The organism is Shinella sp. GW821-FHT11G07, from assembly GCF_058808115.1.
In genome coordinates this window covers 404,322-425,365 of sequence record NZ_JBXARJ010000003.1, presented here as the reverse complement: position 1 = coordinate 425,365, position 21,044 = coordinate 404,322, and the positions used below count along the sequence as shown (strand labels likewise).

Annotated in this window: 23 protein-coding genes; 12 read left to right on the top strand and 11 right to left on the bottom strand. The window is 63.6% G+C overall.

Features of this window, described 5'->3' with window-relative positions:
• Nucleotides 1–89: 89 nt before the first annotated feature.
• The 4 genes from AC1RT2_RS08530 to AC1RT2_RS08515 form a co-directional block, all read right to left on the bottom strand.
• The gene (locus tag AC1RT2_RS08530; RefSeq protein ID WP_493101075.1) at nucleotides 90–827 is read right to left on the bottom strand and encodes a 16S rRNA (uracil(1498)-N(3))-methyltransferase; all 738 of its coding nucleotides are present in this window, start codon (nucleotides 825–827) and stop codon (nucleotides 90–92) included.
• Between the two features lie 10 nt (nucleotides 828–837).
• Nucleotides 838–2,343, bottom strand: a complete 1,506-nt coding sequence (locus AC1RT2_RS08525) for an inorganic phosphate transporter (protein WP_493101073.1) — start codon at nucleotides 2,341–2,343, stop codon at nucleotides 838–840.
• A gap of 176 nt (nucleotides 2,344–2,519) precedes the next feature.
• Nucleotides 2,520–3,032, bottom strand: a complete 513-nt coding sequence (locus tag AC1RT2_RS08520; RefSeq protein ID WP_069061496.1) for an NUDIX hydrolase — start codon at nucleotides 3,030–3,032, stop codon at nucleotides 2,520–2,522.
• 81 nt (nucleotides 3,033–3,113) lie between these two features.
• Nucleotides 3,114–3,908 carry a FadR/GntR family transcriptional regulator gene (locus tag AC1RT2_RS08515; RefSeq protein WP_493101071.1) on the bottom strand — a complete coding sequence of 265 codons (795 nt, stop codon included), beginning with the start codon at nucleotides 3,906–3,908 and terminating at the stop codon, nucleotides 3,114–3,116.
• Between the two features lie 142 nt (nucleotides 3,909–4,050).
• On the opposite strand from AC1RT2_RS08515, the gene AC1RT2_RS08510 reads away from it, so the two are divergent.
• Nucleotides 4,051–5,328 (top strand): DUF3422 family protein, encoded by a 1,278-nt coding sequence (locus tag AC1RT2_RS08510; RefSeq protein WP_069059709.1) that lies wholly within the window; start codon nucleotides 4,051–4,053, stop codon nucleotides 5,326–5,328.
• Nucleotides 5,329–5,362: 34 nt separating this feature from the next.
• Here AC1RT2_RS08510 and AC1RT2_RS08505 read toward each other — a convergent pair whose 3' ends face one another.
• Together AC1RT2_RS08505 and AC1RT2_RS08500 are read right to left on the bottom strand one after the other, a co-directional pair.
• On the bottom strand, nucleotides 5,363–5,875 hold the full coding sequence (locus AC1RT2_RS08505; protein WP_493101069.1) for a hypothetical protein: 513 nt from the start codon (nucleotides 5,873–5,875) through the stop codon (nucleotides 5,363–5,365).
• A 60-nt stretch (nucleotides 5,876–5,935) separates the two neighbouring features.
• Nucleotides 5,936–6,832 (bottom strand): LysR family transcriptional regulator, encoded by an 897-nt coding sequence (locus AC1RT2_RS08500; protein ID WP_069059707.1) that lies wholly within the window; start codon nucleotides 6,830–6,832, stop codon nucleotides 5,936–5,938.
• 148 nt (nucleotides 6,833–6,980) lie between these two features.
• Between AC1RT2_RS08500 and AC1RT2_RS08495 the strand changes: the two genes are divergently transcribed.
• The 4 genes from AC1RT2_RS08495 (at nucleotide 6,981) to AC1RT2_RS08480 (ending at nucleotide 11,608) form a co-directional block, all read left to right on the top strand.
• The gene (locus tag AC1RT2_RS08495) at nucleotides 6,981–8,417 is read left to right on the top strand and encodes an FAD-linked oxidase C-terminal domain-containing protein (protein ID WP_493101067.1); all 1,437 of its coding nucleotides are present in this window, start codon (nucleotides 6,981–6,983) and stop codon (nucleotides 8,415–8,417) included.
• The gene (locus tag AC1RT2_RS08490; RefSeq protein ID WP_493101065.1) at nucleotides 8,414–9,613 is read left to right on the top strand and encodes an FAD-binding protein; all 1,200 of its coding nucleotides are present in this window, start codon (nucleotides 8,414–8,416) and stop codon (nucleotides 9,611–9,613) included. Before AC1RT2_RS08495 ends, AC1RT2_RS08490 begins: the two co-directional genes overlap by 4 nt.
• Nucleotides 9,614–9,792: 179 nt before the next feature.
• On the top strand, nucleotides 9,793–11,091 hold the full coding sequence (gene glcF, locus AC1RT2_RS08485; RefSeq protein ID WP_493101063.1) for a glycolate oxidase subunit GlcF: 1,299 nt from the start codon (nucleotides 9,793–9,795) through the stop codon (nucleotides 11,089–11,091).
• A 76-nt stretch (nucleotides 11,092–11,167) separates the two neighbouring features.
• Nucleotides 11,168–11,608 carry a hypothetical protein gene (locus tag AC1RT2_RS08480; protein WP_493101061.1) on the top strand — a complete coding sequence of 147 codons (441 nt, stop codon included), beginning with the start codon at nucleotides 11,168–11,170 and terminating at the stop codon, nucleotides 11,606–11,608.
• A gap of 54 nt (nucleotides 11,609–11,662) precedes the next feature.
• On the opposite strand, the gene AC1RT2_RS08475 is transcribed toward AC1RT2_RS08480, so the two are convergent.
• Both AC1RT2_RS08475 and AC1RT2_RS08470 read right to left on the bottom strand, forming a co-directional pair.
• The gene (locus AC1RT2_RS08475) at nucleotides 11,663–12,373 is read right to left on the bottom strand and encodes a L,D-transpeptidase (RefSeq protein WP_493101059.1); all 711 of its coding nucleotides are present in this window, start codon (nucleotides 12,371–12,373) and stop codon (nucleotides 11,663–11,665) included.
• Nucleotides 12,374–12,573: 200 nt separating this feature from the next.
• Nucleotides 12,574–13,314 (bottom strand): L,D-transpeptidase, encoded by a 741-nt coding sequence (locus AC1RT2_RS08470; RefSeq protein ID WP_493101057.1) that lies wholly within the window; start codon nucleotides 13,312–13,314, stop codon nucleotides 12,574–12,576.
• 217 nt (nucleotides 13,315–13,531) lie between these two features.
• On the opposite strand from AC1RT2_RS08470, the gene AC1RT2_RS08465 reads away from it, so the two are divergent.
• Nucleotides 13,532–14,158, top strand: coding sequence for a DNA-3-methyladenine glycosylase I (locus tag AC1RT2_RS08465; RefSeq protein WP_493101055.1), 627 nt, complete (start codon nucleotides 13,532–13,534; stop codon nucleotides 14,156–14,158).
• Between the two features lie 157 nt (nucleotides 14,159–14,315).
• Nucleotides 14,316–14,531, top strand: coding sequence for a hypothetical protein (locus AC1RT2_RS08460; RefSeq protein WP_150129934.1), 216 nt, complete (start codon nucleotides 14,316–14,318; stop codon nucleotides 14,529–14,531).
• A gap of 105 nt (nucleotides 14,532–14,636) precedes the next feature.
• On the opposite strand, the gene copM is transcribed toward AC1RT2_RS08460, so the two are convergent.
• The 3 genes from copM to AC1RT2_RS08445 form a co-directional block, all read right to left on the bottom strand.
• Nucleotides 14,637–15,017: a CopM family metallochaperone gene (gene copM, locus AC1RT2_RS08455; RefSeq protein WP_069059698.1), complete on the bottom strand. Its 381-nt coding sequence runs from the start codon at nucleotides 15,015–15,017 to the stop codon at nucleotides 14,637–14,639.
• A 68-nt stretch (nucleotides 15,018–15,085) separates the two neighbouring features.
• Nucleotides 15,086–15,409 carry a hypothetical protein gene (locus tag AC1RT2_RS08450; protein WP_493101053.1) on the bottom strand — a complete coding sequence of 108 codons (324 nt, stop codon included), beginning with the start codon at nucleotides 15,407–15,409 and terminating at the stop codon, nucleotides 15,086–15,088.
• Between the two features lie 39 nt (nucleotides 15,410–15,448).
• Entirely contained in the window at nucleotides 15,449–15,871 is a 423-nt protein-coding gene (locus AC1RT2_RS08445; RefSeq protein ID WP_150129933.1) for a hypothetical protein, read from the bottom strand.
• 275 nt (nucleotides 15,872–16,146) lie between these two features.
• Here AC1RT2_RS08445 and AC1RT2_RS08440 point away from each other — a divergent pair, with 275 nt between their 5' ends.
• The 5 genes from AC1RT2_RS08440 to AC1RT2_RS08420 all read left to right on the top strand — a co-directional run bounded on the left by AC1RT2_RS08440 (nucleotide 16,147) and on the right by AC1RT2_RS08420 (nucleotide 21,003).
• Nucleotides 16,147–16,782 (top strand): helix-turn-helix domain-containing protein, encoded by a 636-nt coding sequence (locus tag AC1RT2_RS08440; RefSeq protein WP_069059695.1) that lies wholly within the window; start codon nucleotides 16,147–16,149, stop codon nucleotides 16,780–16,782.
• A gap of 82 nt (nucleotides 16,783–16,864) precedes the next feature.
• Nucleotides 16,865–18,379 (top strand): histidine--tRNA ligase, encoded by a 1,515-nt coding sequence (gene hisS, locus AC1RT2_RS08435; protein WP_493101050.1) that lies wholly within the window; start codon nucleotides 16,865–16,867, stop codon nucleotides 18,377–18,379.
• 1 nt (nucleotide 18,380) lies between these two features.
• Nucleotides 18,381–19,508 (top strand): ATP phosphoribosyltransferase regulatory subunit, encoded by a 1,128-nt coding sequence (locus tag AC1RT2_RS08430; RefSeq protein ID WP_493101048.1) that lies wholly within the window; start codon nucleotides 18,381–18,383, stop codon nucleotides 19,506–19,508.
• Nucleotides 19,505–20,200, top strand: a complete 696-nt coding sequence (hisG, locus tag AC1RT2_RS08425) for an ATP phosphoribosyltransferase (protein ID WP_069059693.1) — start codon at nucleotides 19,505–19,507, stop codon at nucleotides 20,198–20,200. Before AC1RT2_RS08430 ends, hisG begins: the two co-directional genes overlap by 4 nt.
• Nucleotides 20,201–20,295: 95 nt before the next feature.
• Nucleotides 20,296–21,003 (top strand): glutathione S-transferase C-terminal domain-containing protein, encoded by a 708-nt coding sequence (locus tag AC1RT2_RS08420; RefSeq protein ID WP_493101046.1) that lies wholly within the window; start codon nucleotides 20,296–20,298, stop codon nucleotides 21,001–21,003.
• Nucleotides 21,004–21,044 lie beyond the last annotated feature (41 nt).

The following is a 21,044-nucleotide window of genomic DNA, read 5'->3' as shown; positions in this document are numbered from 1 at the left end:
AAGGCAGATTCAAAAAAACCCATTCGACTTTTCGGGAAAATTCGCCTTTTTGCTTTCCCGCAATTCCAGCGGGCAGGCGGGGCGGTCGCTCACACCCAATCGCCGATCGCCGCCTGGATGACGGCCATCGCCGCCACCGCTGCCGTATCGGCACGCAGGATGCGGGGGCCGAGTGGGATCGGCGTCACGAAATCGAGGCCGCGCAACAGCGTGCGCTCGTCATCCGAAAAGCCGCCCTCCGGGCCGACGAGCAGGGCGAGCTTGCGCTCCTCGATCTTTTGCAACACAGGCAGCGGGTTCTGGCTGCCATGGCCCTCGTCACAGAAGATGATGCGTCGCTCGCGTGGCCAGTCGGAGATGAGGTCGTCCAGCTTGCGAGGGGCTACAACCTGCGGGATTGCGAGAATGCCGCACTGTTCGGCCGCCTCGACGGCATTGGCCTGCAGGCGCTCGCGGCTGGTGATCTTGCCCTGTACATGCTGGGTCATCACTGGCTGGAGCACGCCGGCACCCATTTCGACGGCCTTCTGCACGAGATAATCGAGCCGGCCGATCTTCAGCGGTGCAAAGAGATAGTGGAGATCGCAGGGTGCCGGCTGCGGCCGTGTCTGTTCGACCGGCGTCAGCAGCAAGCGCTTGCGGGTCGGCAGTGAGAGCTCGGCGCGCCACTCGCCGTCGCGCCCGTTGAACAGCAACACGGCATCGCCGTCTGCCATGCGCAGAACATTAGTGAGATAGTGGAAGTGCTCCTTTGCAGCCTCGAAAGCCTGCCCGGCGACGAGGGCGTCGTCGACAAAGAGGCGCTGCATCCGATAATTTGCACGCATGGTCGACCTCTCAGGTGAAGAGCGCGTTGAGGACGAGGAAGACGACAGCCGACAGGATCGCCGAGACGGGCAGCGTCACGATCCAGGCCGAGATAATCGTCATGAAATGCGAGCGGCGCACGAGATAGCGCCGGCGTGTCTCGTCCGGATTGGCTGACGGTTCTTCTTCTTCCGCGACACGGTTGCCGCGGCTGCGGATATAGTCGATGCGGCGCTGGGAGTTGCGTGTGTACCACTCGCGAAACAACCCGACACCGAACACCGCGCCGACGGCGATATGGGTGGACGAAACCGGAATGGCAAAGGCGGACGCCGTCAGCACGGCGATCGCGGAGGAGAGCGCCACGCAGAAGGCGCGCATCGGGTTGAGCTTGGTGATCTCGTTGCCGACGATGCGGATGAGGCGCGGGCCGAACAGCAGCAGGCCGAGCGAAATACCGAAGGCGCCGATGATCATCACCCAGAGCGGGATGGCGGCTTCGCTGCCGGCACCGCCCGAGCGCAGGGCCGACACAACCCCGTAGAGCGGACCAACGGCGTTCGACACGTCGTTGGCGCCGTGTGCAAAGGAAAGCAGGGCGGCTGAGCAGATCAGCGGGATGCGAAACAGCGTGCGCAGCGACTGGTTGCGGTTGTCGAGGCCTTCCGCGTGCCGGCGGATGATCGGCCGCGTCACAAAGTAGACGACGATGCCGAAGGCGAGGCCAACGAGCAGCGCGCGGCCGATCGGTATGTCGTAGAAGCCATTGGTGCCGCCATTGGCGATGAAGGCGGCAAAGGCACCGGCCATCAGCGCGACGAGCACGGGAACCCAGGTCTTGGCCGCGGCGATCTTGTCGTCGCGGTAGATGATGGTTTCCTTGAGGAAATAGAGTAGAGCCGCCGCGATCACCCCGCCCAGGATCGGCGAGACGGTCCAGCTGACGACGATGACGGCGATCGCGTCCCATTGCACGCTGTGGAAGCCGCTTGCGGCGGCAGCCGCACCGATCACGCCGCCAATGATGGCGTGGGTGGTGGAGATCGGCGCATTGGCAAGTGTGGCGATGTTGATCCAGAGCGCTGCCGAAACCAGCGCCGCCATCATCGCCCAGGCGAAGACTTCGGGGCTCGGAAAGATGGCACGATCAACGATGCCCGACGAGACCGTCGCCGCAACGCCCTGACCGGCGAGAAGCGCGCCGGCAATTTCGAAGACGGCGGCAATGCCCAGGGCGACACCCATGCTCATGGCACGCGCGCCGACGGCAGCGCCCACATTGTTCGTCACATCGTTTGCGCCGATGTTCATGGCCATGTAGGCGGCCAGTGCTGCGGTGACGGCGATCACCAGCACGCCCGGCGTGCCCATGGCAAAACTATCGGCAACGGCCATGGTGATGAGCAGGAAGACCAGCGAAATGCCCACGCCCGTCCAGGACCGCAGCACGAAGTGCGTGGCCTGTTCGGTGAAGGTGAGTTTTTCCAGATCCTTGTCCAGCGTCGGCTTGCGAAGCTGGACCTGAGAATTCGCCATTCATGCTGCTCCGTCTTTGCCAAAAGGCAATACAGCGCCGTGTGTCGCTTGCGAGGCACAAAGGTCGCTGTAAATCCTGAATCCACTGAATAATTGATCCGCGGGGCGATTTCGACCCGCGGATCAATTATTCAGGGGTGTTTCAGGGCATCAGCGGCCGTCGGACGACGGCCGTATCAGGCGCCGGTCGTGCCGTTTTTAGGCTCCGGTGCGACCGCGCCAAGCATTTTTTGTTCGAAGGCGAGGAGAAGGGTTTTGAGGCCCGGTTCCTGCACACGGGCGGCTGCCTCCGTGCAATCGACCCATTCGGCGCGTCGCTCGCCCTTTTCCGGAAAATTCTTGACCATCTCATCGACGGCGAGCGGGAAAACGCGTACCAGGCAATCGACTTTCAGTCCTTCCGGCAGGCCCTTCATGTAATGGTAGCTGCCAATCGGCTTCTCGCCGATCTTGCCCTTCACCCCGGCCTCTTCCCAGGCCTCGCGCGCGGCGGCGGCGGATGCGCTCTTGCCATCCATCGGCCAGCCCTTCGGGATAACCCACCGACCCGTGTCGCGGCTGGTGATCAGGAGGACTTCGACCGCCGGACGCTTCTTCCGCACGCGATAGCACAGCGCACCATATTGCTCCCGCGCCGGGCGCTGGAACATGAGGTGGACGTCGTTGGCGATGCGGTTGAGAAGGTTCAAGGTCTTGTTCATTCCTCTTGTCGGGATTCGCTCACTGAGTCGTTATCGTACATCATGCTTGCGTGAGATTTGCGGCGCAAGTCAGGCTTGTGGCACGATACCGCGTTTTTGCATGCGCAGCTGTGCAATACGTTGCCATTCGCCGCTGCGTTCCGCTTCGCGGATTGCGACGGCAATATAGTCCATATGCGCCTGAGCGGCATTTCGTGCCGCATTTCCGTCACCCGCCATGATCGCTGCATAGATCGCCTCGTGCTGGGCAAGCAGATGCCCACGTGCTTCCTCCGAGGTGAAAACGAGGTGACGGTGGAAAAAGATCCCCTGCGCCAGCAGGCGGTAACACGCGCGGAGCGTGTGCAGGAGCACGATATTGTGCGCGGCCTCGCCGACGGCATTGTGCAGGTCGACATCCGCCTCGAGTTCAGCGTCGAAGGACCCGCCCTTATGCGCCGCGCGCATCGCCTCCATGATGCGCGTCAGCATCTGCCGGTCATAGTCGGTGGCGCGCCGGGCGGCGAGGTCGGCGGTGATGCCCTCCAGCTCGCGGCGGTACTCGATATAGTCCTCTGTCGCGCGCTGATGGCGGGCGATGAGATCGATGACGGCGGGCGAAAAAACCTGGCCGATAATGTCGGCAACATAGGTGCCGTCACCATGCTGGCTGACCAGCAGCCCGCGGTTTTCCAGCTCCTTCAGCGCTTCGCGCAGGATGGGGCGAGAGACGTCGAGGCGTTTGGAAAGCTCGCGCTCGCCAGGCAGGCGATCCCCGTCGCGCAGGATACCTTCGAGCAGCAACAGCTCGATCTGCCGCACGACCTCATCGGCGGTGCGGTTGTGGCTGATGCGGGCGAAAAGGTCGAAGCTGGTGTCGGTCACGACGGCAATAGTATCAACCGGCGCAGAAACTGGTCAACAATCTTGTCCACTTTATACCTTCTGCCTGCGTCAATGCGTCCTATCTCCCGTGCCCTGACATTTGTTAAGAAAGAGCTGTTGCACATGGGGGAACGGTGCAGACATGGCAAAAGGCAGCTTCGCTTTTCCGCAGGCGACTTCGCGTGCGCAGGCGCTCGGGGAAATTCACGCAAGACCATATGCGCTGGTGCCGTCACCACGCGTCATCTTCCAGCTCGCCTTCCTGACGGAGGGTGGTTCGGCGGTGGATCATGCCGTGATGGCGGAAGTGTCGCGCTCGCGCGGCATCTCGCCGCCCGGCCGCGATTCCAGCCACCACGCGCTGAGCTGGGGGCAGGGTACGCTGCGCTGGGAACGGCACACAGAATTCTCGACCTATTTCTGGGACGGGCCGGTGCCGGATAAATTCGGTGGCGAAGTTCCGGTCCATCCGTTCGGTGACAGCTTTTCGCCGCCCGGCACAATGATCTCCGGCATTCGCCTGGAAATCCGGCCCGATTCGCCGGAAACCCGCGAGGCGATCGCCAGCTTCGATCCGACGAGCCTCTGTTATAGCGAGATCAAGAACGGCCAGGCGATGATCCTGACCGACTTCCGGCAGAACGGCGACGGGCTGACGCAGATCCTCGTCATCGACCGCGGCATGAACGAGGCCGGGCGCGGTGCCGTCGTGCAGCGCCTGCTCGATATCGAGACCTACCGCACGCTCGCCATGATGGGCCTGCCGCTTGCTCAGTCGCTCTCGCCGGAAATCCGCCGCATCGAGGACGGGCTGACCGGCATTACCAACACCATGAAGCAGCATGCCCGCGACAGGGCGGATGAACTGCTGTCGGAAATCACCCGTCTTGCCGCCGAACTGGAGGCCAATGCCGCGCTCAGCCTCTACCGTTTCGGCGCCAGCCGCGCCTATTACGGCATCGTGCAGGAGCGTATCCGCACGCTCGCGGAAACGGCGGTGCCGGGGTACGAAACGCTCGGCTTCTTCCTGGAGCGCCGGCTGGCACCCGCGATGCGCACCTGTCAGTCCATCGAGGAGCGGCAGGCGAACCTGTCGCGAAAACTCGCCCGTGCCACCGCCCTGCTCAGAAGCTGGATCGACGTGGAGCTGGAACAGCTCAACTCGTCGCTGCTCAATTCGATGGACCGCCGCGCGAAATTGCAGCTGCGCCTGCAGCAAACCGTCGAAGGCCTGTCGGTTGCGGCAATCTCCTACTATGTCGTCGGCCTCTTCGGCTATGTGGCGAAGGCAGCGCATGGTCTCGGCCTGCCGATCAAGCCGGAAACGCTGACCGGCATCGCCGTGCCCTTCGTCATCGCCGGTATGTGGCTGCTTGTCCGCGCGATCCGCCAGCGGCACGCCGAAGAGGACAAGCATTAAAGCAATCCCGGTCCGGGATTGCGTCAGAGCATATTCAGGTGGACAGGTCGCACTGGTAGCGCGGCGCACCATCGATGATGGCGAAGCCGGTGTCCCAGCCGAAGCCGGAATCGTCCTGCGCCGACAGCTTCTTCTTCGCGGCGATGCCGCGCGCCTTGAACGTGGCCTCGGCGGCCTTCAGCGCTTCCGGCTGGAAGAGCACAGCGTGGTAGTTGAAGCCGCTTTCGAGTTCGGTGATATAGACCTCGATCTCCTTCACGGGCACGCCGCGCCAGGTGCCGTCCACCACCGGCAGAGTCACCTTGAGATACTCGTTTTCAGGCGTGACGCTGGGCGGGCCGAACATGGCTTCGTAACCGGCGGGGATGGAGAGTGTTCCCTCCTTGCGCGCGAAGGCGTAGCTCGATTGCAGCAGGGATGCGAGCGCGTCGCTGTAGTCGCAGGCATCGTCGAAACCCTCAAGCAGGGGGTCGAGTGGCCGCGCTGTGGCCGCCGCCGGAAACACCAGGCCCATGAAGGCCGCCATCAGTAACACCCTGCCGATCATCCGCCATCCTCTCCAAGAGAACGGCAGCCTAGCGCAAGGCCGTCATCACGCCAATCGCCCTCAGCGCTCCCAATAGGGCAGGGGGCCGTAGAGGTCCGCGAGATAATCGATGAACAGCCGCACCTTGACCGGCAGGAACTGACGGCTCGGATAAACCGCCGAAAGCACCACGTTGCGCGAGCCCTCGTATTGCGGCAGCACCTGCACGAGCTCGCCATTCTTCAGTGCCGGGCCGACATCCCAAGTGGAGCGCAGCGCGATCCCCATGCCGGAAAACACCGCCTCGCGCACCACCTCGCTTGAATTGGTGTAGAGCGAACCGTGCGGGCGATAGGTGACATTGCCCTCCGGCCCTTCCAGCCGCCAGACGTCCTGGGTGTGCGGCGGCAGGCAGATATGGTTTGCAAGGTCCTCCAGCGAGGCCGGCGCGCCATGGCGAGCGATGTAATCGGGCGAGGCGCAGAGCACGCGCCGCACCGAGGCCAGCCGGCGGGCAACGAGCGAGGAATCCGACAATTCGCCGATGCGGATCGCCAGGTCGAAGCCGCCGCCGACAATGTCGGAAAAGTCGTCGGTCAGCATCAGGTTGACGGTGACTTCGGGGTGGGCATCCATGAAGCCCTTGAGATTGGGGGCAATATGCATGCGGCCAAAGGATGTCGGCGCGGAAATGCGCAATGTACCGCGCACCGCACCGGACCGGCCGGACACGAAGGCCTCTGCCTCCTCGATGCCGGAGAGGATGCCGACGATGCGCTCGTAGAATCCCTGTCCGGCTTCGGTCAGCGAAATCTGCCGCGTCGTGCGCTGGAACAGCCGGGTGCCGAGCCGTTCCTCCAGTCTTTTCACGCGCTTGGAGACGACGGCTGGGGACAACCCGAGTGCCCGCCCCGCTGCCGACATACTTCCCATGGAGATGACGCGGGAAAAGATTTCGAGATCGCCGAGATTGGTCATTCAGTCGCGTCCATTGTTGCCGAAGCGGATAAAATGCTTAGCATTTGCACCTGCTGATAGGAAGTGGTAAAGAAAACAGACCACTTTGCGCAGTTCCGGCAAAGACTGAATCGGCAGCGTGCAGGACGAAGGGCAGGGAGAGAAAAACATGGATCAGATCGGGTTCCTGGAGCCACGGCCGGCAGTTCTCTCCCGGCGCCGGGAAATCGTCGCCGACCTGCTCGATCTCCTGCCGGAAGGCTGCCTCGTGCACCAGCCGCGTGAACTCGTTCCCTTCGAGACGGATGCCTTCGTTTCCTACCGCCGCCTGCCGCTCGCCGTCGCCCTGCCGGAGACGACGCAGCAGGTCGCCGCCGTCCTGAAATACTGCAACCGCTACGGCGTGCCAGTCGTGCCGCGCGGTGCCGGCACCTCGCTGTCCGGGGGCGCGATCCCGCAGGAGGACGCGGTCGTCATCGGCCTCTCCAAGATGTCGCGCATCCTGGAGGTGGATTACGCTAACCGCACCGCCACCGTGCAGGCCGGTGTCACCAATCTCAACATTTCCGAGGCTGTCTCCGCTGACGGCTATTTTTACGCGCCCGACCCGAGCTCGCAGCTTGCCTGCACGATCGGCGGCAATATCGGCATGAATTCCGGCGGCGCGCACTGTCTGAAATACGGCGTGACGACCAACAACCTGCTCGGCGTCAAGCTGGTGCTGATCGACGGCACGATCGTCGATCTCGGCGGCAAGGGGCTCGATGCCGGCGGGCTCGACCTGCTGGGCGTCGTCTGCGGCGGCGAGGGCCAGCTCGGCATCGTCACCGAGGCGACCGTGCGCCTCATCGCCAAGCCGGAAGGTGCGCGCCCGGTGCTGTTCGGTTTCGACAGCTCGGAAGAGGCGGGCGCCTGCGTCACCGATGTCATCGGCGCGGGCATCATTCCGGTCGCCATCGAATTCATGGATAAGCCGGCGATCGGCATCTGCGAAGCCTTTGCCGGAGCCGGCTATCCGATGGATGTCGAGGCGCTGCTGATCGTCGAGGTCGAGGGCTCCGAGGCGGAGATGGACGCCATGCTGGCGAGCATCATCGAGATTGCCCACCGCCATGGCGTGAAGGTCGTCAAGGAAAGCCAGTCGGCGACGGAGGCGGCGCTGATCTGGAAGGGCCGCAAGTCCGCCTTTGGCGCCACCGGCCGCATCGCCGACTATATCTGCATGGATGGCACCGTGCCGCTCGGTCAGCTGTCGCGTGTGCTGCGCGGCACCGCCGAGATCGTCGCGAAGTACGGACTGCGCGTCGCCAATGTCTTCCATGCCGGCGACGGTAACATGCACCCCCTCATCCTCTTCAATGCCAACGACCCGGAGGATGCGGCGCGCGCCGAAGCGGCCGGCAACGACATCCTCAAACTCTGCGTCGATGCCGGCGGCTGCCTCACCGGAGAACACGGTGTCGGCATCGAGAAGCGCGACCTGATGCGCCACCAGTATACGGATATCGATCTCGCCCAGCAGATGGCGGTGCGCGCCGCCTTCGATCCGCAATGGCTGCTCAATCCGTCGAAAGTCTTCCCGCTCGAAGGGCGCCCCGCCGCATGACGCCGATCCATGAACCGCTGTCCGAAGAGGCCGCCGCCCGCCTCGTCCAGGTCGCTGCCCTGTCGAAGTCATCCTTCGTCATCCGCGGCGGCGGCACCCGCAGCCTGCATGTCACCCCCGAAGGCACCGATGTGCTGTCGGCACGGGGCCTGAACGGCATCGTCGCCTACAATCCGGCCGAGATGACCATGACGGCCCGCGCCGGCACGCCGCTTGAAACCGTGGAAGCAGCCCTTGCCGAAAAGCGCCAGATGCTCGCCTTCGAGCCGAACGACCTGCGGGGAGCGCTCGGCACCTCCGGCATCCCCACCATCGGCGGCGTCTTTGCCACCAACGCCTCAGGCCCACGCCGTTTCGTGGCGGGTGCCGCGCGCGACAGCCTGCTCGGCGTTCGTTTCGTCAACGGCAAGGGCGAGGTGGTGAAGGCGGGCGGCCGGGTGATGAAGAACGTCACCGGTCTCGATCTCGCAAAACTGCTCGCCGGTTCGCATGGCTCGCTGGCGCTGCTGACGGAGGTCACCTTCCGCCTGCTGCCGGTGCCGGAAACCGCAGTCACCATCACCGTCTCGAACCTCAACGACGCCGAAGCCGCTGCTGCCATGGCAACCGCCATGGCGATGTCCGTCGAAGTCTCCGGTGCCGCCCACCTGCCGGAAAGCGTGCGCGGCCGCTTCGCCGGCGGCGCGTTGCCGGATGGTGCGGCCACCGTGCTGCGCCTGGAGGGTCTTGCCGCTTCGGTTGCTGTGCGCGCCGAAAAACTGGGTGCCGCGATGGCACGGTTCGGCGCCGTCTCACAGCTCAACGCCGAGACCACGCGCCGCCTCTGGCGCGAAATCCGCGACGCCGCGCCCTATGCCGATGGCACGCCGCGCCCGCTCTGGCGCGTCTCGGTCGCCCCCATCGCGGGCCAGCAGCTCGTCGCCGCACTCCGCCTCGAAACCGGCGTCGACGCCTTCTACGATTGGCAGGGCGGCCTCGTCTGGCTGCGCATGGAATCCGACCCGGAGGCCACGCTGCTGCGCCGCTACGTCAAGGCAGTCGGCGGCGGGCACGCGACATTGCTGCGCGCGCGTGCCGAGGTGCTGGCGGCGACGGAAACAGTCCAGCCGCAGAGCGACGCGGTCGCAGCACTCTCGGCGCGGGTGAAGGCAAGCTTCGATCCGGCGGGGCTGTTCGTGTCGCGGATGGTGGGGTGAATAGCAATGGTTGATGTTGCCGCTGCCCCTCATCCGCCTGCCGGCGCCTTCTCCCCGCAGGCGGGGCGAAGGAGGAAAACGGTGAGCCCATCGCTCCTCGCCCCGCTTGCGGGGAGAGGATGCCGGCAGGCAGGTGAGGGGCTACGGCATAGACGCCGGCATGAAGAGGACGCCCGCTGATGCAGACCAATTTCACCGCCGAGCAGCTTGCCGATCCGCATGTCGCGACCTCCGAAAAGATCCTGCGCAAATGCGTGCATTGCGGCTTCTGTACCGCCACCTGTCCCACCTATGTGACGCTCGGCAACGAGCTGGACAGTCCGCGCGGGCGCATCTACCTCATCAAGGACATGCTGGAGAACGGCCGGCCGGCGGATGCCGAGGTCGTCACCCATATCGACCGCTGCCTCTCCTGCCTCGCCTGCACGACGACCTGTCCCTCCGGCGTCGATTACATGCATCTCATCGATCATGCGCGCATGCATATCGAAGAAACCTACCGGCGCCCCTTCTGGAACCGGCTGACCCGCAACGTGCTTGCCGCCGTGCTGCCCTATCCCGGCCGCTTCCGTCTGGCGTTGAAGGCCGCTGCCCTCGGCCGTCCCTTCGCCGGCCTCCTCAAGCGCTTCAAGCCGCTCGAGCCCTTCGGCGCCATGCTGGATCTCGCGCCGCGCACGCTGCCAAGGGCCTCGGACAGCGCAAAACCCGGCACACATCCGGCGTGCGGCCCGCGCCGTGGGCGGGTGGCGATCCTCTCCGGCTGCGCCCAGCCGGTGCTGAAGCCGGAAATCAACGCGGCGACGATCCGCCTGCTGACCCGTCTCGGCGTGGAGGTCGTGGCGCCGGCGGGCGAAGTTTGCTGCGGCTCGCTCGTCCACCATATGGGCCGCGAGGCACAGGCGCTGGAGGCGGCGCGGCGGAATGTCGATGTCTGGCTCGGGGAAATCGAGAAAGGCGGGCTCGATGCCATCATCATCACCGCGTCGGGCTGCGGCACGACGATCAAGGACTACGGCTTCATGCTGCGCCTCGACCCCGCCTATGCGGAAAAGGCAGCGCGGGTCTCTGCCCTCGCCAAGGACGTGACGGAGTACCTCGCGACGCTGGACCTGCCGCAGCAGGAGGCGCGCGGGCTGACGGTCGCCTATCATTCCGCCTGCTCCATGCAGCACGGCCAGAAGATCACGCTTGTGCCGAAGACGCTGTTGAAGAAGGCGGGCTTCGTGGTGCGCGATCCGGCGGAAGGGCATCTCTGCTGTGGTTCTGCCGGCACCTACAACATCCTCCAGCCTGAGATTTCCCGCAAGCTGAAGGCCCGCAAGGTCAAGAACATCGAGGCAACCAAGCCGGACCTCATCGCCACCGGCAATATCGGCTGCATCACGCAGATCGCGACGGGTACGCAAATCCCGATCCTGCATACGGTGGAACTGCTCGACTGGGCCTATGGCGGAACCAAGCCCGCCGTGCTTTCCTGATCCTGTCACGCGCGGAACAGCCGCTTTCCTCGGCGGATGCTAGAGGAGCGGCATTCCAACCCGTCCGGAGATCGCCATGCGTCGCGTTCTGCTTTCCATTGCTGCCCTCGCCACCCTGTCCGCGCCGGCTTTCGCCACCGGCGGCTTCAGCTGTGCGGTGAACGACAAGAATGTTGCCTTCGAAGCGGAGGCAGGCTTCAGCTACAGCCTCGGCGGTATCCTGAATTTTCGGGGTCAGCTCGACCTTCCGGCGGATCTTGCACAGAAGGGGCTCGACAAGGTGACGCTCGACCAATCATCGCTCACGCATCACTGGCTGCATGACGGCGAATTGCGGCTGCTCGTCCACGCGGAATCCGGCGATGGCCAGCCCTTTGCCGCGCTCGATTTCGTCATGATGACGACGGTGGACGAGGAGGGGCTGAACTATGACGGCACGTATTCTCTGAAAGTCGAAGGTGCCGACCTCGATGAGCCAGTGCGGCGAACCGGCAAGGTGTCCTGCTCTGCCGGCTAAAACGACGATGCCGGCGCGAGGCCGGCATCAACGCGTTTGCTTCAGGCTGGCGGCTCAGCCGCCGAAGCCGAAGAGATTGCCGAAGAAATCGACGCCGCGATCGTTGTAGCTGACCGCACCCTGGCGATTGCCGGGGCCGACCACGACGACCTTGGTGCCGACGTCGGCGCGGGCGTAGAGGTGCTCTACGTCCTTGTTCATCATGCGAATACAGCCCGACGACATGTTCTGGCCGATCGTCCAGGGCTGGTTCGTGCCGTGGATGCGGAAGATCGTGTCACGGCCGCCCTTGAAGAGATAGAGCGCGCGCGCACCGAGCGGATTGTCCTCACCGCCGGCTTGGGTGACCGGCAGGATGCGGCCCTTCTTGGCCTCGCGGTGGCGCATTTCAGCCGGTGGCGTCCAGCTTGGCCATTCCGCCTTGCGGCCGACCTTCACCACGCCCGACCAGCCGAAGCCATCGCGGCCGACGCCGATGCCGTAGCGCGTCGCCTTGTTGTTGCCCTCGACATAATAGAGGTACTTGTTGTTGGTATCGACGATAACGGTGCCGGGCGCCTGATCGGTGACGAAACGCACCTTGGTGCGCTTGTACTTCGCCGCAACCTGCTTCTTGCTCTGTTGCTGTGCGACAAGCGTCACGTTGGACGTGGTCTCGACATTGCTGCCCTGCACGGCCCCGGGGAAGGCGTTCGCCGATGTGACCGGCATGATCGCCGTGACGGCAAAGGCCGTCGCCAGCAAGATCGATGCGTATTTCCGCATGGTGTATTCCCTCTCAATCCTCAATTCCCAGAGGCTAGCCGAGTTCTGAGCGATTTCAAGCCAGCCCATGGGCAGTAAGACGCGTGTGATGCGCGATTTCTTCGGCTTCTTGCCGCGAGTGTTGCCTGAAAAGCAAAAAACTCCGGCCGCGCGGCGACCGGAGTTCTTCATTCAGCGCCGACGTAACGACGACGCTGCCGTCAGATCACGATGACCTTCGTGCCGACATTGACGCGCTCATAGAGATCGACGACGTCTTCGTTGCGCATGCGGATGCAGCCGGAGGACACCGCATAACCGATCGTCCAGGGCGCGTTCGTGCCGTGGATGCGGTAGAGCGTCGAGCCGAGATACATGGCGCGCGAGCCAAGCGGATTTTCCGGGCCGCCTTCCATGGAGGCGGGCAGGTAGTGACCCTTGGCGGCCTCGCGGGCGACCATTTCCCTCGGCGGCGTCCAGGTCGGCCATTCGGCCTTGCGGGTGATCTTGTGGGCGCCCGCCCATTCGAAGCCCGGCTTGCCGACGCCGACACCGTAGCGCCGCGCCTTGCCATCGCCCATCACCAGGTAGAGGAAGCGGTTGTTGGTGTCGATGATGATCGTGCCGGCCTTGTGCTCGCTCTCGTAGGACACGACCTGCGGCAGGTACATCGGGTCGAGTTTCGAGCGGATCGGGTTTTGCGCGCGCGTCGTCACCGAAGCCTGCTCGATGCGGACGGCACCATCGCGGCGGATGACGCGGCGCTGCTGCACCTTCTGGCGTTGGATGATGCGGCGTTGGTTGACGGCGGGCTGTACGCCCTCGCCGGTGAGCTGCATCACCCAGGGGGCGGTAAGGTCGGGGCTTACGATGATGGGCGGGCGGGTCACATACCGCTCGTTCGCATAGGCTGCGGTCGAGGTGCACAGGAGGGTCGCTGCAAGAAGGGTTCGTATCAACATCGGACGTACTCGCTACTGATCGTCACCGGGCTGCGCCGAAAAACAAAAGAGATGGCGCCGGTTCGGGAGAATGCTTGCACCCTACGATGAAGCGAAAGGTAAACGGCCGTTCATTCGATATGCACGATGCCGATAAAGCTTTGAGTAGGGTTATTGCCCGCTTTCCAAAAGTGGTTGACGAGTGGTAAAGCGGAACAAATGGGAAACGGAGACGGCAATGGCAAAAGGGCTCTTGGAAGGCGACGATGGTCGTGTGCGCTGTGCATGGCATGGCAATCTGGACGATTACCGCCGCTACCACGACGAGGAATGGGGCCAGCCGGTCACCAGCGACCAGCGCCTCTTCGAGAAGATCTGCCTGGAGGGCTTTCAGTCAGGCCTGTCCTGGCTCACCATCCTGCGCAAACGCGAGAGTTTTCGGGCAGCCTTCGCCGGCTTCGACTTCGACAAGGTGGCCCTCTTCGGCGATGACGATATTGCCCGTTGTCTCGCCGACACCGGCATCGTGCGCCACCGTGGCAAGATCGTCTCGACGATCAACAATGCAGCCCGCGCGCAGGCGTTGCGCGAGGAATTCGGCACGCTCGCCCGCTATTTCTGGAGCTTCGAACCGACGCCGGAGGAGCGGCCCGCCAGGGTGGATTGGGAGACGATCGTCGCCAATCCGACGACGCCCACCTCCGTGAGGCTCTCAAAAGACCTCAAGAAACGCGGCTGGACCTTTGTCGGCCCCACCACCGTCTATGCCTTCATGCAGGCCATGGGCCTCGTCAACGACCATGTAGAGGGCTGTTTCTGCCGCGAGGAAGTCGAGGACAAGAGAAAACGGCTCCCGCGGCCCTGATTGCGGTATAGCCGTCACAAATACATGTTTGAATTTACAGCGAATCATGTAGCTTAGACTTCAGCGGCAAATTCATACATCAAGAGTTCTGGGGTCGACGCGCATCTGCGCAGTCGTGGTGTGCCGCTTATGCTGAATGATTTGGCATGGGGGACATATGGGGCCGAACGTATCTGTGACCGACGAATCTCGTCTTGAAGGCTGGGCCTGCAGCAAGGCTCAGGAGATCATGCTCCGGGAAGGTTTTCGCCTGATCCGGTCCGCCCGCAGCGGCAGCAATACCGAACTTCGCGAAACGAGCCTGTTGATGGCGCGCGTCATCGCGGCTTCGCTGGTCGAGGCCTCGGCGGCGAGGCACGTGGCAGGCGAATAACGCAAGCTCGGAAAAAACCGCCAAGCGGTTTTGCGTGCGGCGAACTGCGTGGAAACGAAACGATGAACGGAAAGGCCCGCCGGTTTGCCAGCGGGCCTTCCTGTTTTACTTGGCGTTGTTGGCGAGCCAGGCTTCCATCATCTTGATCTCGCCTTCCTGCGCGGTGATGACCTCCTGCGCAAGCGTGCGGATGGCTTCATCCTTGCCGTATTCCAGCTCGACCTTCGCCATGTCGATGGCGCCCTGGTGATGGGCGATCATGCCGCGCACGAAGTCGACGTCGGCATTGCCGGTAAAGTCGATCTCCATGCCCTTGTGCATCTTCGCATTGGCGTCGATGAAGGCCTTTGTGGAGGCGCTCTGGTCGCCGGCCGGGGCTTCCATCGTCATGCCCTGGTGGCCGGAATGGTCGGCTTCCTGGGCGATTGCGGGCAGGGCGAAGGCGAGCGTCAGGGCTGCGCCGAGAAACATGGTCTTTGCGTTCATTGGATTTTCCAGTTCTGAACAGGATTGAGGACCGGGCGCAAAACGCCCGGCATTCCGTCACGTACTGGTCAGGACCGGGGAGGGGGATCGAGCGGCGGCAGGGCCAGGCCGATCAGTTGCGGCACTGCGGCCGAGGCATGACTTGAAACGTCGAGCGTCTGGCGCACCGGATCAAGCCCGGCAACCTCGATCGCGAAACAGGCGGAACAGGCAACGGGATGCGCGGCGGGCTTGGACGTGTTGCCGTGTTCGCTGTCGTCCTTCTCCGTGGCCATCTGGTGCATGGCATGCATGCCGGCCGGCTGCGCAACGCTGAGCGTCGCCGCGATCGCCGGCACCCAGCCGGAAAGTACGGCGCCCAGAATGGCGAAGACGAAGAGGATCTGTCTCATGAGGGGAGAGATAGGCGCTGCCCGCGCAAAAGAAAAGGGTCAGTTCAACGGGCCGCGGCTTGCTGATGGCATCTCGAGACAGCGGCGCGCGATGGCAAAGGTGGCGTGAATGGCGCCGCTCGTGCCGTCTTCCGTGTAGGACCGGCCGAAGCAGAAGACGGGCCGGTAGAGGCCAGGGCCTGGACGGATCGCCGTTGCGAAGCTGAAGGTGGTGGCAATCGTCGCCGCCTCTTCCAGCGCTAACAACACCTTCTGCCGTTCGGTCGGCTCATAACGCTGGATCAGGTCCATGACGCCGCACCGGACGCTCGGGATATCGTGCAGGGCGGCCGCCTGCGGGCCGAGCCGCACAAGGCCGGTCGCAAGTTCGGCGCTCCACTCCTCGCAGATGAAGGCGTGTTCCAGTTCGCGAGGGTCTATGCCCATGAACTCGGCCACCGAGGCGAGAGGCGTGGGAATCATGATCGGTTTCAATGCCATTCGGTCGGTCCGCCGAGCTTTCAGCCGATGGTGGAGGGATATGCGGCCGGCGACGGCCAGGCCCCCCGGCCCCATCTGGCCGTCGCCGGTTCGGAAAACGCGCGCAAAAGCCCCGCAAGGCCGCTTGCCAAATGGCAAGGATGGTCGTTTACCTATCCTTAAGGGTAGCCGACATCGAGCGACGCCGAAAGCGGAGCGGCTGGTCGTTTACTCCACTGAAGGATGTGTTTTATCAATTTTTCCCCCAGGGGTTGAATTTGGCCGGTTTCGTTGTCACCATTGGTCACGATCTTGTCGACCAGTTGCGCGCCTACCGTCTCAAGGTCGGGCTGACGCAGGACGATATCGCGTGGAAGCTGGGCTTCTCCTCCACCACCGTCTCGCGCTGGGAGCGCGGTATCGCAGTGCCCGATCTCAGGGCGACCGGCGCCATCGTCGATTTCCTGCGTCGCGCCGATGCACAGACCGAGCGACGGCTTTTGACCTCGATCCTTGCCTCGCGGGAAAGCCGCAATCTCTGGGAGGGCCCCGACATCCGCTATCTCGGCGGCTCCCAACAGGAATATCGCGAAAGCCCGGAAATGCGCGCCGTCGTCGGCACCAGCATCCGGCGCTATATTACCGGTTCCTACCGGGATTGCCTGGAAGACCAGGGGCTCGTCGCCAGCCTCTATGCGCGTGAAGTCGCCAGCATCGACATCTACGGACGCACGGCGCTCTCCATGACGTCGATACCGGAGGGGTATGTGCAGATGAAGCGGCTCTCCTTCCAGTCGGAGATGCGCGGCATCATCCGCGGCGATACACATTCGACGCTTATTCCCGTGGCGCAGGCGCCGCATGCCTCCGCCGTCATCGTGCACAGTTGGGATCAGCTGTCGCGCCGGCCCTGACATGCGGCTTTTGCGCCTTGCCGCTGCCCGCCCAATCCGCTAGGGAAACCGCAACGGAAATACAGGAATTTCGGGTATCGCGATGAGCGAAAAGCAGAAAAAACCGCAGAAGCTGAGAGCCCGCCTGCCGCGCGGCTTTGTCGATCGTGATGCCGCGGATATCCGCGCTGTCAACGAAATGACCGCGAAGATCCGCGCTGTCTACGAGCATTATGGCTTCGATCCGGTGGAAACCCCGCTCTTCGAATATACCGACGCGCTCGGAAAATTCCTGCCCGACAGCGACCGTCCGAACGAGGGCGTGTTCTCACTGCAGGACGACGATGACCAGTGGATGAGCCTGCGCTACGACCTGACCGCGCCGCTTGCCCGCCATGTCGCGGAAAACTTCAACGAAATCCAGCTGCCCTACCGCACCTATCGCGCCGGCTACGTCTTCCGCAACGAGAAGCCCGGCCCGGGCCGCTTCCGCCAGTTCATGCAGTTCGACGCCGATACGGTCGGTGCCGCCGGCGTCCAGGCGGATGCCGAAATGTGCATGATGATGGCCGACACGATGGAAGCCCTCGGCATTGCGCGCGGCGACTACGTCATCCGCGTCAACAACCGCAAGGTTCTCGACGGCGTCATGGAGGCCATCGGCCTTGGCGGCGAGGACAAGGCGGGTGCCCGCCTCAACGTGCTGCGCGCTATCGACAAGCTCGACAAGTTCGGCCCGGAGGGTGTGAAGCTTTTGCTTGGTGCAGGCCGCAAGGATGAATCCGGCGACTTCACCAAGGGCGCGGGGCTGGATGCCGAGCAGATCGAAAAGGTTCTCTTCTTCGTCGGCATCAAGGATTATGCCGAAAGCGCCGCTGACCTCGCAAAGCTGCTCGAAGGTAGTGCGCGGGGTGGTGAAGGCGTCGAGGAGCTGAACCAGATCGGTCATCTCGTCACATCGGCGGGCTACGGTTCGGATCGCATCAAGATCGACCCCTCCGTCGTGCGCGGCCTCGAATATTACACCGGCCCGGTCTTCGAGGCCGAACTGCAATTCGCCGTGACCAACGAAAAGGGCGAAAAGGTCGTCTTCGGCTCGGTCGGCGGCGGCGGTCGTTATGATGGTCTCGTTTCGCGCTTCATGGGCCAGCCGGTGCCGGCAACCGGTTTCTCCATCGGCGTCTCGCGCCTGATGACGGCGCTGAAGAACCTCGGCAAGCTTGGGCAGGACGAGGTGATAGCGCCGGTGCTGGTCACTGTCATGGACGGCGACGTCGAGAGCATGGGCCGCTACCAGCGCTTCACGCAGCAACTGCGCAACGCTGGCATCCGCGCCGAAATGTACCAGGGCAACTGGAAGAAGTTCGGCAACCAGCTGAAATATGCCGATCGCCGCAACGCCCCCATCGCCATCATCCAGGGCGGCGACGAGCGGGCCGAAGGCGTGGTGCAGATCAAGGACCTGATCGAAGGCAAGCGGCTTTCCGGCGAGATCGAGGACAATACCTCCTGGCGCGAAGCGCGTGTCGCGCAGGTCTCCGTGCCGGAAGCCGATCTCGTGGAAAAGGTTCGCGAAATCCTCGCGGCGCAGGCTGAAGACCGGGCACGGGCTGGCTGACATGCCCCTCGTCAACCTCCCCGCCTTCGCGCCCGATCTGATTGCCGATCTGGAAAAGCTCGGCACGGAGCGCGTCGATACGCCGGTCATCCAGCCGGCCGAGCCCTTCCTCGACATGGCGGGCGAGGACCTGCGTCGGCGCATTTTCATGACGGAGAGCGAAACCGGCAAGAGCCTGTGCCTGCGCCCCGAATTCACCATTCCCGTGTGCCTGCGCCACATCGAAACGGCGACCGGCACGCCGAAGCGCTACGCCTATCTCGGCGAGGTTTTTCGCCAGCGCCGCGAGGGCTCGAACGAATTCTACCAGGCCGGCATCGAGGATCTGGGCGAACCGGATGTCGCCCAAGCCGATGCGCGTGCCGTCTTTGATGCCTTTACTGTGCTCGCCAATCGCCTCCCGGGCATAAACCTGTCGATCGTTCTCGGCGACCAGTCGGTCTTCGAAGCGGTGGTCGCGGCCTGCGGCCTGCCGGCCGGCTGGCAGAAGCGGCTGGTCCATGCCTTCGGCAACCAGGCACAGCTGCAAAAGCTGATGGCCGACCTGTCCAATCCCGTGCCGTCCGGCGTCTTCGGCCCCGAGGTCGAGCGCCTTGCCATTCTCGGCAAGCTCGACGACGAGGCGACGCTCATCGCCCATATCGACGAGACCATGGAAGCGACCGGCTATTCCACCAATGCCAGCCGTAGCCCGGCCGACATTGCCAAACGCCTGCGCGAAAAAATGGAACTTGCCAGCACGCGGCTCGACAGCCGCACGCTTGCGCTGCTCAAGGAATTTTTGGCGCTGGAACTCAGCCTTGCCGAAGCATTGAAGGCGCTCGCTGCCTTCGCGGACAAGGCGGGCCTGTCGCTCGGTGAAGCTCTGGAGCGTTTCGAGAGCCGCGTTGCCGCGCTTCGCAAGGTGGGCGTCGATCCCGAAACCATCACGTACCGCGCTGCCTTCGGCCGTCCGCTCGATTATTATACCGGCCTGGTCTTCGAGATCGAAGGCGAGGGCCTGGTGCTCGCCGGTGGTGGTCGTTTCGACCGGCTGCTGACGCTGCTCGGCGCCAAGGAGCGTATTCCGGCGGTCGGCTTCTCGCTCTGGCTCGACCGTATCGCGAGCGTGAAGGGAGCCGCCGCATGACCATCACCATCGGCCTTCCGTCCAAGGGGCGCATGAAGGAAGATTCCTCCGCCGTGCTCGCCCGCGCCGGTTTCACCGTCACCGCCGTCGGCAATGACCGCTCCTATCGCGGCCGGGTCGAAGGCCGCGACGACATCGAGATCGCCTTCCTGTCCGCGTCCGAAATCTCCCGCGAGATCGCCAACGGGACCGTCGATTTCGGCGTGACGGGCGAAGACCTGGTGCGTGAGGGGTTGGCGGAAGCCGATGCCCGCGTCGAATTCTGCGCCCGCCTCGGCTTCGGCCATGCGGATGTCGTCGTCGCCGTGCCGGAAATCTGGCTCGACGTCGATACGATGGCCGACCTCGGAGACGTCGCCGCCGATTTCCGCGCCCGCCACGGCCGCCGTCTCACCATCGCCACGAAATACTGGCGGCTGACCCAGAAGTTCTTCTCCGGCAACCACGGCATCCAGCTCTACCGCATCGTCGAAAGCCTTGGAGCCACGGAAGGCGCGCCGGCATCGGGCTCGGCCGATATCATCGTCGACATCACCTCGACGGGCTCAACGCTGGTGGCCAATCACCTGAAGATCCTCTCCGATGGCGTGATCCTGAAATCCGAAGCCTGCCTCGTGCGCGCCCGCAAGCCCGAGCACGAGGGCAATGCGGTGGTGGCGGAGATCATCGAGGCTGTGCGCGGCGTGCTCTGAGGCGCGCGCCGTTCACGACCGGAAAATTCTCAACTCACCCTGACATCCTCCGACAAGCTGTCCTATCTATGAACTCCCATCGCAAGGAGTGCTCCATGGCAGATTTGTCGTCCTTCCCCATCACCAAGAAATGGCCAGCCAAGAATCCCGATATCATCCAGCTCTATTCGCTGCCGACGCCGAATGGCGTGAAGGTATCGATTGCGCTGGAGGAACTCGGCCTTGCCTATGAGGCTCATCGGATCGAATTCGGGCCGGAGGGCGTCAAATCACCGGACTTCATCTCGCTGAACCCGAACGGGCGCATTCCGGCAATCGTCGATCCGAACGGCCCGGACGGCAAGCCGATCGGCCTCTTTGAATCGGGCGCGATCCTCGTCTATCTCGCCGAGAAGACCGGCAAGCTGATCCCGACCGATCCGGCTGGGCGGTATGAAACACTGGCCTGGGTGATGTTCCAGATGAGCGGCGTCGGCCCGATGTTCGGCCAGTTCGGGCATTTCCACAAATTCGCCGCCGACAAGATTGCCAACAATTCCTATCCGGTCGAGCGTTATCGGGACGAGTCGAAGCGCCTGCTTTCCATATTGGAAGATCGCCTGAAGGATCGCCAATTTATCATGGGCGACGAATACACCATTGCCGACATCACGACCTTCCCGTGGATCCGTGGCGCGGATGTCTTCTATGGCGGCCGCGAGGCCCTGGACTATGCGAGTTTCCCCGCCGTCATGGCCTGGCTCGATCGCTGCCTCGCCCGTCCGGCATCCCAGAAGGGTCTCGAGATTCCGGCAAAGCCCTGACGCAAACGAAAAATCCGGCGGCGCGGCGATGAGTTGACGCC